The organism is Shewanella sp. ULN5, assembly GCF_030731885.1.
Lineage (GTDB): Bacteria > Pseudomonadota > Gammaproteobacteria > Enterobacterales > Shewanellaceae > Shewanella > Shewanella holmiensis.
Genome location: NZ_JAPJEE010000007.1, coordinates 88,663 through 105,116 on the forward strand (window position 1 = coordinate 88,663; position 16,454 = coordinate 105,116).

The 16,454-nt window shown below is 38.7% G+C and carries 14 protein-coding genes; 2 read left to right on the forward strand and 12 right to left on the reverse strand.

Annotation, left to right across the window (positions count from 1 at the left end; genetic code table 11):
• Positions 1 to 23: 23 nt before the first annotated feature.
• The 11 genes from ORI98_RS08850 to ORI98_RS08900 all read right to left on the reverse strand — a co-directional run bounded on the left by ORI98_RS08850 (position 24) and on the right by ORI98_RS08900 (position 13,266).
• Positions 24 to 1,013 carry a hypothetical protein gene (locus tag ORI98_RS08850; protein ID WP_306134987.1) on the reverse strand — a complete coding sequence of 330 codons (990 nt, stop codon included), beginning with the start codon at positions 1,011 to 1,013 and terminating at the stop codon, positions 24 to 26.
• 280 nt (positions 1,014 to 1,293) lie between these two features.
• Positions 1,294 to 2,241 carry a cell division protein FtsZ gene (locus ORI98_RS08855; protein WP_306134988.1) on the reverse strand — a complete coding sequence of 316 codons (948 nt, stop codon included), beginning with the start codon at positions 2,239 to 2,241 and terminating at the stop codon, positions 1,294 to 1,296.
• Between the two features lie 359 nt (positions 2,242 to 2,600).
• Positions 2,601 to 3,407 carry a hypothetical protein gene (locus ORI98_RS08860; protein WP_306134989.1) on the reverse strand — a complete coding sequence of 269 codons (807 nt, stop codon included), beginning with the start codon at positions 3,405 to 3,407 and terminating at the stop codon, positions 2,601 to 2,603.
• 861 nt (positions 3,408 to 4,268) lie between these two features.
• On the reverse strand, positions 4,269 to 5,525 hold the full coding sequence (locus ORI98_RS08865) for a Y-family DNA polymerase (protein WP_306134990.1): 1,257 nt from the start codon (positions 5,523 to 5,525) through the stop codon (positions 4,269 to 4,271).
• An 11-nt stretch (positions 5,526 to 5,536) separates the two neighbouring features.
• Positions 5,537 to 5,947 (reverse strand): LexA family transcriptional regulator, encoded by a 411-nt coding sequence (locus tag ORI98_RS08870; protein ID WP_261298174.1) that lies wholly within the window; start codon positions 5,945 to 5,947, stop codon positions 5,537 to 5,539.
• A 133-nt stretch (positions 5,948 to 6,080) separates the two neighbouring features.
• Positions 6,081 to 6,872 (reverse strand): bifunctional 2-polyprenyl-6-hydroxyphenol methylase/3-demethylubiquinol 3-O-methyltransferase UbiG, encoded by a 792-nt coding sequence (locus ORI98_RS08875; protein WP_261298175.1) that lies wholly within the window; start codon positions 6,870 to 6,872, stop codon positions 6,081 to 6,083.
• A 170-nt stretch (positions 6,873 to 7,042) separates the two neighbouring features.
• Positions 7,043 to 9,040: a methyl-accepting chemotaxis protein gene (locus ORI98_RS08880; protein ID WP_306134991.1), complete on the reverse strand. Its 1,998-nt coding sequence runs from the start codon at positions 9,038 to 9,040 to the stop codon at positions 7,043 to 7,045.
• Between the two features lie 123 nt (positions 9,041 to 9,163).
• The gene (locus ORI98_RS08885) at positions 9,164 to 9,973 is read right to left on the reverse strand and encodes an alpha/beta fold hydrolase (RefSeq protein WP_306134992.1); all 810 of its coding nucleotides are present in this window, start codon (positions 9,971 to 9,973) and stop codon (positions 9,164 to 9,166) included.
• 31 nt (positions 9,974 to 10,004) lie between these two features.
• The gene (locus tag ORI98_RS08890) at positions 10,005 to 10,373 is read right to left on the reverse strand and encodes a hypothetical protein (RefSeq protein ID WP_261298178.1); all 369 of its coding nucleotides are present in this window, start codon (positions 10,371 to 10,373) and stop codon (positions 10,005 to 10,007) included.
• A 98-nt stretch (positions 10,374 to 10,471) separates the two neighbouring features.
• Positions 10,472 to 12,064 carry an ABC-F family ATPase gene (locus ORI98_RS08895; RefSeq protein WP_261298179.1) on the reverse strand — a complete coding sequence of 531 codons (1,593 nt, stop codon included), beginning with the start codon at positions 12,062 to 12,064 and terminating at the stop codon, positions 10,472 to 10,474.
• Positions 12,065 to 12,348: 284 nt separating this feature from the next.
• On the reverse strand, positions 12,349 to 13,266 hold the full coding sequence (locus tag ORI98_RS08900) for a M14 family metallocarboxypeptidase (RefSeq protein ID WP_306134993.1): 918 nt from the start codon (positions 13,264 to 13,266) through the stop codon (positions 12,349 to 12,351).
• Between the two features lie 234 nt (positions 13,267 to 13,500).
• Between ORI98_RS08900 and ORI98_RS08905 the strand changes: the two genes are divergently transcribed.
• Positions 13,501 to 14,550, forward strand: coding sequence for a GGDEF domain-containing protein (locus tag ORI98_RS08905; RefSeq protein WP_306134994.1), 1,050 nt, complete (start codon positions 13,501 to 13,503; stop codon positions 14,548 to 14,550).
• Between the two features lie 7 nt (positions 14,551 to 14,557).
• On the opposite strand, the gene ORI98_RS08910 is transcribed toward ORI98_RS08905, so the two are convergent.
• Positions 14,558 to 15,589, reverse strand: a complete 1,032-nt coding sequence (locus ORI98_RS08910) for a GGDEF domain-containing protein (RefSeq protein WP_261298182.1) — start codon at positions 15,587 to 15,589, stop codon at positions 14,558 to 14,560.
• A 260-nt stretch (positions 15,590 to 15,849) separates the two neighbouring features.
• On the opposite strand from ORI98_RS08910, the gene eco reads away from it, so the two are divergent.
• Positions 15,850 to 16,395, forward strand: a complete 546-nt coding sequence (eco, locus tag ORI98_RS08915) for a serine protease inhibitor ecotin (protein WP_306134995.1) — start codon at positions 15,850 to 15,852, stop codon at positions 16,393 to 16,395.
• The last annotated feature ends 59 nt before the right edge of the window (positions 16,396 to 16,454 follow it).

Below are 16,454 nucleotides of genomic sequence, written 5' to 3' on the forward strand. Positions count from 1 at the left end.
ATGAACCATGAAACAACAAAGACTTAGTGATTAAGCAGATAACCTACCTGAAAATATTTCTCGAAGTAATCCATATATTCTGATTTATCACGGTACCAATGTTTTGCTCTTTCTTGAGTATCTTCATCATAATATTCATCAAATACGTCGATTAGTGCATCACATTCATTGGCACTAACGGGGATTCGACTCATTAAATACATTAATTCCTCTGGTGCGAACCTTGGCAAGTTCATCAATAGAAATAACCAACCTTGCTGTATGGCACAGTGTTTTTGCAAGGTTCTGCGAAACCAGTATTCATAGCCCCATTCTCCAACTGCATAATGTTCTGGCGCAAGGGCTAAAGCTTGCAGTAAGCTACTTTGGGGATGAAAATGCATGACTATTTTTGCCGCCAGCATTATAGACACAAAACCCCGATTGAAGGCTTTATTAGGCTCCCTTGGTTTTGATTTCCCCTTTATTGCAGGCAAGGGTAATTTTGATTTAAACCATTTATGTTCATTACAACAGCGGGGATCGCCGCCATAGCGACGATTTAACCTTTGCATCGTCAGATAATGCGCATCAAGTAATAATTCGGCATGTTCAAGTAAGACACTCGGTTGCAAAGCGGGATCGCTGCTTTTTGAGATTAAATCCATCAATGATTCATTTCTATTGAGAAATAGTGTCCATAAGCTATAAAAAGGTGAATCTTCTTTCATGGCGTATTTTCCTGAGCGAGTGCTGCAGAGGGCTTTTACATTTCTAGCTGGGTTTGGAAGCTTACTTTCCCAGCAGTCTAATGCGAGACGAACTAATAATGTTATATCGTACTCTTCGGCCCACAGGTTGTTGTAGTCATCTCTCAGATAATTATCAATGCCATCAAACTCATTAGATTCTTGGATCCATACGCGCTCTGTCAGGCCCGGTTGCAGAGAATAACCAATACCAAATTTATTCTCATCATCAAGGAGTGACAATAACGCTTCAGTTTCTTTTTTAAATGATTTAAAGATGATCATATATCAGCCTCTTAGATTATCAGTTAATGAATAAGGTAAAAAAATTATCGTAAATATGGAGGAACAATTGGTGCCAGGGTTTAGCCTTTTACAGCAAATCTATCGGTATAGGGCTTTCCATAATGTTGACTGATTCTGTTAATTAACCACCCATAAAAACCTATTAACTTCTTGTTGGTTATTATATCTAATGATGCGACAACTTGTGTCGTATTGCGATTGAGGGTTTCGATTAAATTTAAAGCGTAACAATCTGATTATTAAGTGTAATTTGTTTTTTTTACCGAAAGGGAATACCAGTTGTAAATAAAAACACTTCAATAGCATTGTTTATCGCTGGGTCGATGGTTAAACCGACAATGAGATTGGCGTCTGCACTTATACGCTGTTGGATGATATTGCCTATAAGATGATAAGTATCTAATGCCAATTCTTGTTGTGATACGATGTTAATTATCGCGCCATTTGCAGAACTAATGTCGTTACTTTCAACCAATGGGTTGTCTAATAACCTATTAATCGCGATTTCAATATCACTTGCATTATTGGCCTTAGCCATACCAACTGAAGCATAACCTTGTGTGTGAATGACCGATTTAAAGTCACTGATATCAATGTTGATAAGTCCTGTCACACTTAGCATGAAGCTTAAGCCTGACAAGGTATCTATTAAAAGTTGGTTACTGATCTCAAACGCATCAATAAGCCTTACTTTACCGCCAAGCACTTTGGATAATCTGTCGTTCGGTAACACGACTAATGCATTGCAATATTGTTTTAATGCATTAACACCCTCTTCTGCATACCTAGCTTTTTTCATTCCCTCAAAACTAAAAGGTTTTGTGACTAGCGCAATCACTGGAATGTTGTGAGTTTGAGCTATTCTTGCAACCTCTGAAATAGCACCAGTGCCTGTACCGCCTCCCATACCTGCTGTAATAAAAATAATGCTGGCCTGTTCAATTGCCTTTGATATTTCAGCCTTCGATTCTATTGCTGCAAGACGCCCAACATCAGGATTAGCGCCGGCGCCTAAATTATTCGTTAATGATTGACCAATTTGAATGGTGTCGTCTGCTACATTGCCTCTTAATGAGCGTTGATCGGTATTTATGGCTAGAAATCGAATGTCTGAAAAGTTGTGTTTCTTTTTGAGTGTTTGCAGAGTTGAGCAACCACACCCGCCAACGCCGATGACCAGAATTAGCTTTGATTCAGTGATGAACATAGGTATTTATTCCATTTTTTATATGAAATTAAAGATACGCCAAGACTGCGTCAGGTTATGACTCACTGGATGATTTTATTCGCTTTTGATCGTTGAGTTTGTTGCTATATAAATTGCTTAATTCAAGTCGCATAGCTTCAAACCAATTGGCAAAAAATGACATAACGATAAATTGGGCACTCATATAACATTGTTGTTTTTTAACCCCGTTAAAGGAAATGCATATTGATGAGCTAGAACTTTGATAACGAAATTTAAATCTTGGTTTGTGGTGCATTGAAAATGGATTATTTCACTTCAATAGTGATGGCCTTAGCGTGAGAAGCATTCAATAAATAAAATCTCACAATTTTAGTTTCTTATCTTGTTAAAAATTGAGGTAACTTTATCTTCTCTTGAAATGGTTTAGTATCAGCTACTTCTTTTAAAACAACATACAGTAGAACTTCAGTTTTTGCGCCTGATTGAAAGTTTGTGTGTATGATAGAGTCTACATCTTTGGTTAGTGCACTTAATAAAACACTACAGGCATTTGTCACTTGCATAATGTTTTGATTACCTATGTCACCTATCAGCACCACCACAACACCTGTTACGGCAAAAGTATTTTGTTTTACTTCGCTAATTAACTTTTCATAGCCAGTATAGAGTGAGTAAGGTAGCTCCTTTGCATTGCTACAAGTAATCTTTTGCATTGCTACGGTCGTACCTGTTTGCAAAATGCTGTAAATATCATCAAAGCCAACGCAAGAAATTGAAAAGCCAGTCATTACATGACCGTATGCGCTGATTACTGGCTCAAAACAATCAATAGGAAATAACTGCACTCTTTGATGTGAGTTAAGCTCAAGTCGATTATAGATATCGTTAGAATCTGTTAATGGTTCCTTGCCGGTGAAACAAATCACTTCAGCTCTGCTTCCTACCCATGTATTGAGGATTACACTTTGAGCCTGAGACAATGATTCAGTATTTACATCGACGAGTATAAAGTAAGCTTTATCTGTGGACGTATGCATTGCTATTTCTTCTAAAGCAGATTCAGTTGAGGTAGCTTCTAAGTGAGTTATACAACCATGTTCCCAATTGAAAGCAAACAATGCCATTGCAGATGATACATCTTTGCCAAATGTGATAAACACTTTTTCTAAATTCCCTTTATTCATCGTCATTTCCTTATCTTGATATACTTCAATGTGCTTTACAGGTGCGAATAACTGATTTTGGGCAAGCAAATTTAATTTGAAATTTTTTTCCTAATACAAAATATCATCTTTATCGTTCTTTGATGTAACAATTTTATGGCCCAAAACAAGTTTGGATTATGACCTTTGGCCCTAAACGTCGTGGTGCTTCGCCCACACCAGACCAAAGGGGCAAAACGCTTGCGCCCCTTTGGAAACCCTCAGCGCCCCAGACGAAAAATGCTGAAAAGCGCATAATTTTCGATGGGGTACGATCCAGCTTTAAACCTCATCTGTAATCGGCTTCGGCCATTGTCAAAAAGCCCTAACGCTTCCGATGGGCCGTCCATGGTCCAACGAAAGCTAGCTTGGCATCCATGCCAAGCTCACGACCTTTTTTCGATGACCTCAATTCAAACCGAACATCCAAGCTTTTCTTATGGAATTGTTACGAATGAAGTTAAATCGAAGATGTGAAAATTTCGGGTGCAGATGAGCCAGCGAGTATCCAAAACATGGATGTTTTGGTTAAGCCCATATGGATGTGCTTGCGGCGTCTCGCTGGATTATCTGCACATAAGGTCGCTCTTTCACATCCATGTGATCGCGACATTCCGTTCATACTGAACATCCCAGCGGCAGGCAATTGGTTAGATTGAAGCTATGTTCTTCCATGACTGGGCTGATATAAATGAATTAGACGATGGATGCTCGTAACACACTTTTGTCCAAAAAATGGTTAGGTGACTAAGTCGCTTCTGTTCCAAAGCGATTTAATGGATGAGTAAATCAGTTGAACATCTAATTCCTGTGAGGTAATAATTCGGACATTTTTAGCTGAAGCTAGCACTTAATTACCGGCAAACTTTTCCAATTTGTGGTGTATTGCGGAGTGAGCAGCTCTCGGCGCATCGCCCATTTTTGTTCAATGCCTTGGGCTGCTAAAAATAAGGTGTCTGTGCCATAGCGTTGATTTATGCCATCAAGCGCATTCATTAACGCCGGATTAGCCTTAGGAGGGTTAAATAAATCCAGTTGTGCATGTTTTTGACTGGTTAAGTTAATTAAACCGACACCTATTTTATAATAACGTACACCTAACCTAAACAGTTTAGGCGCTGCTTCTGTCATGGCTTTGGTTAATTCAGCGGTACAATGAGTCGGGCAAGCAAAATAAACCAGTGCTTTAAAGCTGACGGGATGCTCATCATAAGGGGAGTTATTGGCAAACAGCATCATGGTTTTACAATACGAGCCTTGACGCCTCGCTTTTGCTGCAGCAATAGCTATATGTTTACTTAACGCTTGCTGCAAAGAGTCATAATCGACAATACGCTCACCAACACTGCGAGTAGAAAAGATTTGCTGTTTATCTGCCCTCGCCTCATCCCAAACTTTACACACCTGACCGTTTAACTCACGCACCGTACGTTCAATTTCAATACTGAATTGCTTACGGGCTAACCCATTTGGCATATTGGCTAAATCAAAAGCGGTGTTGATATTCATTAGGGCTAATTTTTTGCTTATACGTCGACCTATGCCCCATACCTCTCCTACCGCCATCGACTGCAATATATTCACTCGCTTTTGTTCGTTATCTATGACGCAAACACCTCGGTAACCAGGAAGTTTTTTAGCCGCGTGATTTGCCACTTTAGCCAGGGTTAGTGTGGCCCCGATACCGATACAAACTGGCAAACGAGTCTCTTTCCAAACAGCTCTGCGTATAAGCTGGCCCTGGGAATGTAAACACTTGATGGCTGGATAAGATTGTTTAAAAGATAAGAAACTTTCGTCAATTGAATACACGTGCTGATCTGGAGCAAAACGGCCAATAACATTCATCATTTTCATGGATAAATCAGCGTAAAGTTCATAGTTGCTTGAGCAAACAATAACGCCCTGCTTAACGCATAAATCTTTTACTTGAAAATAAGGCGCAAATTTAGGCACACCTAACTCTTTGGCTTGTCGATTAGCCGCTACAATACAACCATCATTGTTACTTAATACAATGATGGGTTTACCGCGCCAATCGGGACGAAAAACCTGCTCTGCACTGCAATAAAATGAATTAGCATCAACTAAGGCAAACATGGTTTACCCACTTAAGATTGGTTGACTAGTAATGGACTTTGACGATGACAACGAATAGAACGGATCACCACACCTTCTATATTGAATGAGTCATAGTCATTAATAACCTGTGGTTGATACATTTCATTCGATGAAAGTAGCATTCGGCGATTTTTATCTAAAATTTTACAGACAAACTCGCCATTGAAATTAGCAACGATCACATCGCCATGACGTGCGGTTTCATAGCGATCTACAATTAATAAATCGTCATAAAAAATACCGCACCCTTGCATTGAATCTCCTTTAGCAATACCAATAAATGTCGCATTTGGATGCTCAACAAGCAGCTCATCTAAGCTTAAAGATAATTGTAAGTACTCAGATGCAGGCGACTCAAAACCGGTAATCCCCGCACTGGCATGAATAGGAATAATACGCATAACAACAACCACTGTTTATATATACAGTTATTTTAGGTTGTTTTAGCCTTTATGCAAAGTTTTTATTAGAAAATTTCGAGTGCAAACTTAAACCATTCAACAAACAGCGGATTAGGCTTAGACAGAAGTCGTGTTATGGTTTTATAGCGCTCAATGAATAAACTAATGGCATCGGGATATTATCGTTAAGCAGTTGATAGCGAGGTGTGGAATGGTTGTTGTTTTGAGTCAGTCCGGCAAAGCAGTTGTAGGGACTATAGTCAAATTCATTAAAATGCTTTAGCTGTAAACCAGCACAAAGTAAGGCATTGATAACTTCGCTGATGGGATGTGCCCATGTGATAACGGTATGTTTTTCACCGGTACAATTTTCTGTATAGGTGCCCTCTTGTGCAACATCGGGCTGCTGATGATTAAAATAAGCGTAACCTTCAATAATATCGTGAAATGGATGAAACTCAGCCATGTAAAAAATGCCACCTGAGGCTAAGTTATCCGCAATCGTTTGAGCCCACAGTGATAAATTAGGTAGCCAGCAAATGACACCAAAAGAGGTAAAAACAATATCAAAGTTCGCTTTGGCAGTGTGTTCGAATGAACAAACGTCATGACAAACAAATCTAGCATTTAACTCAGTTTTAGCCGCTAATTCGTTGGCTTTATCTATTGCTTTATCGGATAAGTCGACACCTGTTACTATTGCCCCTTTTCTGGCGAATGAAAGGCTATCAAGTCCAAAGTGACACTGCAAATGCAGTAACTTCTTGCCAGTAACATCACCCAATTCAGCCGTTTCGATTTCAGTTAACGATGACGATCCCTGTAAAAAATTGTCAATGTTGTAAAACTTTGAAGCAACATGAATATCAGTGCGAGCGTTCCATGTTGCTTTATTGGTGGTGAGGTAATCTTTACATAAATCCATTTAGTTTGGTCCTACAAAAAAACCGGGCTATTGCCCGGTGTTATCATGTAAAAATGCTATTTATCAATCGGCATCTTGCTTAATGAATGTTTAATGGTATCCAGCTTCATGGTATTGCGTATTTAAATGTATTGTAAAAACATCATACGATGTACTGATATTTAGTCACATTAACGACTAAGCGTAAATTTACTGACAATGTTTGTCATGGCGCTAGCATCATTGAGTAATTGGTCATTTAATTCAGATATTTGCTGTGCGGTTTCTCTAGTATGTTGATATATCTCACTGATTTTAAGTGCATTACGGTTAACCTCTTCAGCTACAGCAGATTGTTCATGGGTAGAGGTAGCAATTTGCTCATTCATACTGTCAATAACACCAACATGCTGAACGATAAGATTCAGTTCTTTACCTGCATGTACAGCTTCTTCAACGCTTTGTTGGGCTTGGGTTTGACCTCGCTCCATTGCCTGCACCGCTAATGATGCCCCAGATTTCAATTTATCTGTCATGCATTTAATATCTTCTGTCGATTTTTGCGATCGTTGAGCCAAGGTTCTAACTTCATCTGCTACAACCGCAAATCCTCGACCTTGCTCACCTGCTCTAGCCGCTTCAATTGCCGCATTAAGTGCCAATAAATTAGTTTGTTCGGCAATTGAACTGATCACATCCAGTAAGGTGACAATATCCTGTACATCTTTATCTAATGTTTGAATAGCCGCAGCAGCATCGCCAATTTCAACGGCTAAGATTTTAATTGCATCACTGGTTTTGCTAACGTCGCTGTTACCCGCTTTAGCTTCTGAATTGGCTTGAGTGGATGCCTCGGAGGCTTGCACTGCATTGGCTGCAATTTGCGTTACCGTAGCGCTCATTTCTGTCATTGCAGAAGCGACTTGCTCAGCTTCGGCGGACCCTTGAGAAACATCACTTTGCATTGAGTGGGTAAAGCCATTCATTGTTTCCACAGCATTAACGAGCGTTATGGCATTTTTTCTCACTTGATCAATGATGGTCTCAAATTCATTCATCATGCTATTAAAAGATGATGCTAATTGGCCAAATTCATCTGAGGTTTGATGCCCAATCCGTGACGTTAAATCAAAATTTGCGCCAACATGGGTAATGGTTTTTTGCACTTTGCGTAAGCTGACATGCAAATATTTTGAAATACTCATAGTGACTGAAATAACAAATGCAAGTGCGATTATTAATGCAAGTAAAGATGTCAACATATGCTGGGAAGCATTATCTAAACTAGATTGGGCAGATTGTTTTAGCATTTGTGTAAGCTGATTTTCAATATCTTTTAAGCCATTAATGCGTGCTGTTGATGTTTTAAACCATTCTTCAGGCGATTGTTGCTGAATGTTAGCAGGCTCTTGTGAAAAACCGATTTCACGCATCTTATCAACATCAGTAAAGGCTGATGAACTTAATGCGCGTTGATATAATTGTGCTTCATCAGGCTGAGCGGATGCTAAAAATCGTTCTGCATAGGTGTTTTGTTCGGCCACAAGGTTAATAAATTTACGATACACACCTGGTTTAAACCCTTGCTGTCCAAAGGTTGAACTTAAAACGGCTCTTTCTATACCTGCACGTTCTTTAGCTTGTAAGAAGGCTGCAAAAGATTTTAATCTTAATGCTAGATCACTAATTTGGGTCTCGGTCGCAGCATCATCAACCATAGACAAAAGAAGCGTATTCATTAAGGTGTAATACTTTACTTCATCAGCCACCGAGACTGTCAATGAATCGACAGAATCTCTCATTGAGTTGAGTTGCGTTAAGGCTTGTGATACTTGATTCAGTTTAGTGTTGAATGCCTGAGGTAATTCGACATTAGCAATGAAATCGTTAAACAGCTGCAACTGTTGATTGGTTAGCTGGCGTTGTTGCGGTAAATTATCTTTAAAAGCTTTACCCTGTGAACCAATAAATCCTGCACTCATACCGCGTTCTTTTTGTAACTCATGGACAAATGCGCTATTAGTCACCGCAAGTTCAGTTAACGACATGATAAGGGTTAGTTGTTGACGAGTTTGATACTTATTATGAACAAACATGCCGCCGTAAATGATAGAAATACAAAGAGGAGGAATAGCTAACAATGCAAGTTTTTGAAAAATTTTAAGATTACCAATCCATTGCCAATTCATGTGTATCCCTACTGTTTTTATGAGAGTTTATTCTTTCAATATTAATCTATATCGGTCAAACCGCTACAAAACTAAAGTGTTAGATCACAAAATAAGTGCATATTTGTGAATTCTGTCATGTATTTAGGCTAATTTTAAACAAAAATCAATGATGAGGCTTGGCCATTCGTCAACATCAGCCATATTTGTTGCCTCGTGTAATTCAGCTAAAGGTAACAAATCAGCTAGGGTGGTCGCGCAGGATAAAGGATGGTTTGCATCATTATCCCAGGCTAAAATTAAGCAAGGAATGTTTAACTGTGCAAGTTGCTGAGGGGTGGGGAAATCATTTTCTGCTGCGGCTAAAAATATGGCTTCAAGACTTGAACGTTTCATGCTTTTTAAGCCATCCAACATACCCAGCACACTATGTTTGTGCGCATCTACCAGCCACGAAGGTAACATTCTATCAATGTGCTTAGCGTTGATTTTGGCAAGCCCTTTTCCACCAAGCATTTTTGCGGCTTTGGCCACTTTGATATAGTAATCGCGTTGTGAGGTTCTTAATTCCCAAGCGGTAGGTGGATTCATTAAAATGAGTCCTTTTACCCTATCAGGTTGATTCAATGCAGCAAACAAACTACTGCCGCAGCCCATTGATTGACCACCTAAAATGACCGTTTGATTACCCAGTACGTTAAGTGTTAATTGCTGTAAATCATTTGCAAGGCTAGTCCACAAATAATTTGATTTGTTTGTGGATGACGCAGAAAGACCATGGCCACAGGCATCATATCTCAATAATGTCAGTTTTTTAGGAAATCGATGCCATGCATAAATTCCAAGAGCATCTTCACTTTGCATGCAACCTAATAAACCATGCGACCACACAAGAGGCTGACCAAAACCAGTGGAACAATAATTAAACTTACTTATATCAAACGACTGTGTCATAGAGCCTCCCTTGCTAATGATTACCTGATTATCACCCGCCTTTAACGATTTCAATAAGACGACTTATAAATGCTTCAACGGCATCTTGGTCATCAAACTTAAAAGCTAAACCATAATGAACTTCTGACACTCCCTTATTACGACGAGTCGGAAAACGGGTCATTTGCGCATTATGATGATAATCGTATTTTGCATGTACACCATTAATGGTAGCTAATTCGCCAGAAAAAACCTCAAAAGCGGGTCTAATTATCAGTAATGGTGTTTTAGCGTCAAGGTGTAAATAGACGGCTTCTTTCAATTCGGGCAACATAAATTCAGTAACATTTTTAATATTAAAATTGCTACGGCAAAGCATTTTTGTCATTGTTTGAACAACTTGTTCGTGAGTTAAACTCATATTGGTCTCTCATATTTAGTCATAGATTGAGTCTACATCCCTGAAAACAAAAAGCCCCGAACTTTCGTTCAGGGCTTGTTCATTTTCAAGAGCCGGAATTAGCCTTCAATACCTTTACTTGCAAGGAACTCATCATATGTTCCTTTAAAGTCATTAATACCTTTTGAGGTGATTTCAATAATACGTGTAGCCAAAGATGACACAAATGCACGGTCGTGTGATACGAAGATCAAAGTGCCTTCGTAAAGTTCTAATGCATTATTCAATGACTCAATCGATTCCATGTCCATGTGGTTAGTCGGTTCGTCGAGCAATAGAATATTAGGTTTTTGCATGATAAGTTTACCAAAGTACATGCGCCCTTTTTCACCACCAGATAAAACTTTAACTGACTTTTTAATGTCGTCTGATCCAAATAGCATACGACCTAAAATGCCACGTACCGATTGATCATCGTCATTTTCTTTACGCCATTGGCTCATCCACTCGAACAAGGTCATGTCGTTAGCAAAGTCAGCTTCATGATCCTGTGCATAATAACCAATGTTGGAGTTTTCAGACCATTGAATTGTCCCTTCATCCTGCGGGATGTCGTGAACTAAAGTACGTAGTAAGGTTGTTTTACCTATACCGTTTTCACCTAAAATAGCAATACGCTCACCGACTTCAACCATTAAGTTTAAGTTGCTGAATAATGGCGCATCATAGCCTTTAGCAAGATTTTCAACGATTAATGCATTACGGAATAGTTTCTTTTCTTGTTCAAAACGAATAAACGGATTGACACGACTTGATGCTTTAATCTCATCAAGTTTGATTTTATCAATTTGCTTGGCACGAGATGTTGCCTGTTTTGCTTTTGAAGCATTAGCAGAGAAACGCGCGACGAATGTTTGTAGTTCCGCAATTTGGGCTTTTTTCTTGGCATTATCAGATTGCAAACGTTCACGCGCTTGCTGCGCTGCCATCATGTATTCATCATAGTTACCTGGGTAAACACGTAATGCTCCGTAATCTAAGTCAGCCATGTGAGTACAAACTGAGTTTAGGAAGTAACGGTCATGCGAAATGATGATCATGGTGCTGTTACGTTGGTTTAGCATGTCTTGTAACCAACGAATGGTATCAATGTCCAAGTTGTTGGTAGGTTCGTCAAGCAGCAGTAAATCTGGGTCAGAGAAAAGTGCTTGAGCCAATAACACACGTAATTTGAAACCAGGTGCAATTTCACTCATTAAACCAAAGTGTTGATCAGTACCAATACCAACACCTAATAGTAGGTCACCCGCACGAGATTCTGCGGTGTAACCATCCATTTCTGCAAATTCCATTTCAAGTTCAGCAACTTTAATGCCGTCTTCTTCACTCATTTCAGGAAGCGAGTAAATACGATCGCGCTCAAGTTTCACTTTCCACAGTTCACGGTGGCCCATGATGACCGTATCAACAACCGAGAAGGATTCATAAGCAAATTGGTCCTGATTCAATTTACCCATACGCTCGTTAACATCTAACGATACGTTACCGCTTGATGGCTCTAAATCGCCAGCAAGAATTTTCATAAAGGTGGATTTACCACAACCATTTGCGCCAATTAAACCGTAGCGATTTCCGCCACCAAATTTAACAGAGATGTTTTCAAACAGTGGCTTTGCACCAAACTGCATTGTGATATTAGCTGTAGTAATCAAAATGAAATTCCAAATCGGGTTGTCTGCGAATGCCGTACTTTAGCAAGCATAGTTGACAAAATAATGACCTGCACCATGCAAGGCATAGACAAAAAAATATTAAAAATGAAGCAAAAATAAGCGCTGCATTATAGAGATTTTTGCTTGAGGTATCAACCAAAAGCCCAGCTTTGAAGATAAACAATGATATTGAGTGAAATGATGGCAAATAAAGCAATACAGCAAAATAATCAATTCAACACTAAAGCAAAGTTAATTCGCTTTAGCGTTGGTATCTAAATGAATTACTTCAGGTAATCAATGATGTAATCCAGGGCTCCGGTAATTGCTGCTACCTGAGCGTCGTTACATTCCTGTGTGGTAACCAAAGGACTGTCAGGATAAACCTCTGTGGTGGTATTGAAATGATTATTTGTCATTCCGGCACATAAACCCAGTTTTTTAGTTGGATAATTAATGACTCCAAACTGCTCTATCGCAACGCCGATTAATTCACCATCGTCATCCGGGGCAATATGGGTAATTTTTTGCACTGATTCAATAATGGCTTTTTGAAACTCAGGGCTAGGATTATCAGAATCCCCGACTAGATAAAACCCATCCGGAATTAGTCCCTTTTCGTAGTTTTTACCATCACGAGCTGAAAGCGCAGGACGAAATTCTAACTCATCAGTATCAGTTGTCTCATGTAAATCAATATGGGCATAAATATCACCCAGTGTTGCGACAAACGACATTAATGCGGCCGACTCATTGGCTGGACTGTTGGCATAAAATGAGCGATTGGGATCAACAGCATAAGGATTCCAACGATTGATTGTTTCGTATCCCCATGGGCTGACACAAGGGGCTACAGCAATATTAAAAAATGAATGATAAAAAGAGGCTTTTGTTTTTAAAAATTGGATAGCACCATGCACACCACTGGTTTCATAACCATGAACACCACCGGTCACTAAAATGGTTTTTTTATTGTCATCCCAGTTTTTAGATTTGAAGGCAAACAATGGGTATTTTACGGGATCAAAATCAAGGGCTCCATAATTAACCATTTCAAAAATATCGGTTAAATAAGAAAACTGGCTTACTACCTCATCATGATAACTACGCTTAATGGTCACTTGCTCAAGCCATTGAGCCTTTTCATGTTCATTCCAAGGCTGTCCAGGTGTTCCTATGGGGAAAAATACGTCTTGTGTCATAAATGCTCTCTACCCTTGCTAAAGTAATGTCTATATTAATGGCACGAATTCTAACTGATTGAATATCTGATATCTATTAACCAAGGTTTAATGCGCGTTGAAAGACTGTAAACGACGGATAACTACTCGGGAATTGATATTTTTTATGTAAATTTCACGACATAAAACAACCATTTGCCAATATGAATCTCGATGATACTATTGAGATAAATACAGCATTGATAAGGAATATCATTGAGCATAAAAAACCAGAGTAAATTGCAACGTTTTGGTGAGCTCCAGCAAGCTCGTGTCATCGCCTTGTTTTCGTTAGTTGGCATGTCAATCACCTTTCTCATGATGTGTTTTGCAATTAAGAATGCAAACATCACACTTGCAATCAGTTTACTATTTGCCAGTGCTGTATATGGGGTTGCTTTTTATTTGGTTAACAATAAAAACCATGTAAAATTAAGTTCTTACATCATTATTTATTCACTTTATGCTTTGATGCTGTATCTTGTTTATTCTGGAGGCGTTGCCTCTACTGGCCCGTTATGGATTTTTATTGTTCCTCCTGTATCTTTGTATGTACATGGCTTACGCCGAGGCTTGATAAATATCACCGTTTTTGTTTTGCTGATTTGCTTAATCATGTTTATTCCGCAATCAGTTTACGCCCATGCCATTTACCCGATCGAATTTAAACTGCGTTTACTTTACTCGTTTCTGACAATCAGCTTTTTATCCGCTTTGTATGAATATTCAAGAAGTCAGCTTTATAACAATGCACTGGAATTAAATCAAAAATTACACCATTTAGCCCATTATGATGATTTAACGGGATTACATAACCGTCGTGATGCCCAACGTAAATTGAATAAAAAAATGGCTGTGGCAAATATTTCCAAGTCATTCTCCATTTTATTATGTGATATTGATTTTTTTAAGCTGGTAAACGATAAGTACGGCCATAGCGCTGGAGATGCTGTGCTCACTGAATTATCACAAGTGTTTAAAGCATCACTTAGAGAAACGGATTATGTAGCACGTTGGGGAGGTGAAGAGTTTTTGTTTATTCTGGCACAAACAGATCAAGCTGAGGCTTTTGATGTGGCCGAACGATTAAGGTGCGCTGTTTTTCAAAAGACGGTTAGTCTTGATGATGAAGATATTAAAGTCACTGTCAGTATCGGTATCAAGGAATATCAGCAAAATTTAACCAGTGATCAGCTGATTAATGATGCCGATAAAGCACTATACGAGGCCAAAAGGTTAGGCAGAAATCGATCGATACCTGCCTGATAATTTATCATTCTTGATAATACTTCACACAATTCCTACCATCTGATTTTGCCAGATACAGTTGTTTATCTGCCCTTGCCAGTAAAGTGTCCAGATCATCGCCTGTTTTGAACTTTGAAACACCAATAGAGACTGTGATATGCCCTAAGTTTTGTTTGGTTTCTTTACCTATGGTTAATTGTTTTGCACAAATACGTTCACGTAATTTTTCAGCGACCATTAATGCGTCTGCTATTTTAGTGTCAGGCAGCATGATAATGAACTCTTCACCACCATAGCGTGCGACAAAGTCATCCCCTTTAACCGCATTCTTAAGCGCAAGCGCAACGTAGGCTAACACCTTATCACCAATAAGATGGCCATAGGTATCGTTGAAAATTTTAAAGTGATCAATATCAATTAACAGTAAACAACAATCAACCTGTGCTTCTTGAAAGCGCGTGAGCTGTTCCAATGCGAAGGTCTCATAAGCTCGACGGTTATTTAACGAGGTTAATTCATCTGTCATTGCGACTTTGCTTAAGTTATCCATTTCACCTTTAAGATTATAAAGCTCTTCGCCAAGGGTAGATAAATCGGCTTTCATCTTGGCATTGTCGGCGATGACCTGATCGACCTCTGCCACTAAATTTAATACTAAATCACTGAGCACTTCAGCTGTTGGATTTTGCTGTAATTGGTCACCAAATTGATGCAAGTTGTCACCAAATGAACTTGTGCCTTCCGTTATTTCATCAATTTTATTGAATAGACTTTTGATCAGAATTTGGGTTTCAATTTGTACGTTTTCGATAATTTCTGGACTACGCTCTTCAATAAATCGATTATAAAGCCCCGCATTCACGTTATGTGTAAAGACGACTTTATTCGCAATTAACCCATCAATGGCACGTTTTAAGTTTAAGTTTGTTTCTGCGAAATAATCGTACCAGATTGCATAATTTTCAGGGGTGACAGGAATATTAAGATCTGTCATTTTCGGCACTGCTAATCTCAGTATATCTGCAGTTTGTTCTATATTTTGGTTATGTTGTATCATCTACGATTGCCTAAGAATATCTTTCGTCATGTTAAATCTTATCACCATGTTATGTCATACTTGTTGCAGGAAAACAAATGTTTACCTGTAATATGTTATTGCCAATTTACGTAATTGTCTCAAAATTATAAACAATCAAAAATTGAGATTAATTTTAAAAAAATTTAACCCTTTTCATTATTAATTACGTTTACACTTATCTTTACTGAATGAAATCATTTAAAAGTCTTTAAAAATTAAGGCTTTCTACAGAGGTATTTATGCTTAAAAGATCACATATTATTGCTGGATTGATTGGATTGGGTTTTGCTGTGTCTGGAAGTGCAATGGCTACAAGTCCTGTAAAACAAGAGCAACTTAATACTCCTTCGATTCAAGCCGAAATATTTACTGGCACTCAGCCGAGTACCTCAGATCAAATTAGCATGTTTCCTGTCGCGGCAGAGGGCATGCAACAACATGTTATAACGTTACCGAAATTAGCAAATGAAGAAGATTTTCTGATAGAGATTCAAATTGGTCAAAATAAACTTGTTGATTGTAATCGACACAGATTAATGGGTGAAGTGCAAAAAGTCACTCTTGAAGGCTGGGGTTATGATTATGTAAAAGTAGATAAGATCATGTCAGGCCCAAGTACAATGATGATGTGCACTGAACCTAAAACAACCCAATTTGTCATGTTAGGAGAGAGCATTAAGGTAAATTACGATAGTCGTTTACCAAAAATATACTACTTACCTGAAAATACTGAATTACGATATCGTATATGGCGCGCTGATGGCCCTTTTACTTTCAGTAAGTAATATTAGGTATCACTATTTCTATTAGCTCGGCTTCAACGCCGAGCTAAATTTTAGTTTTG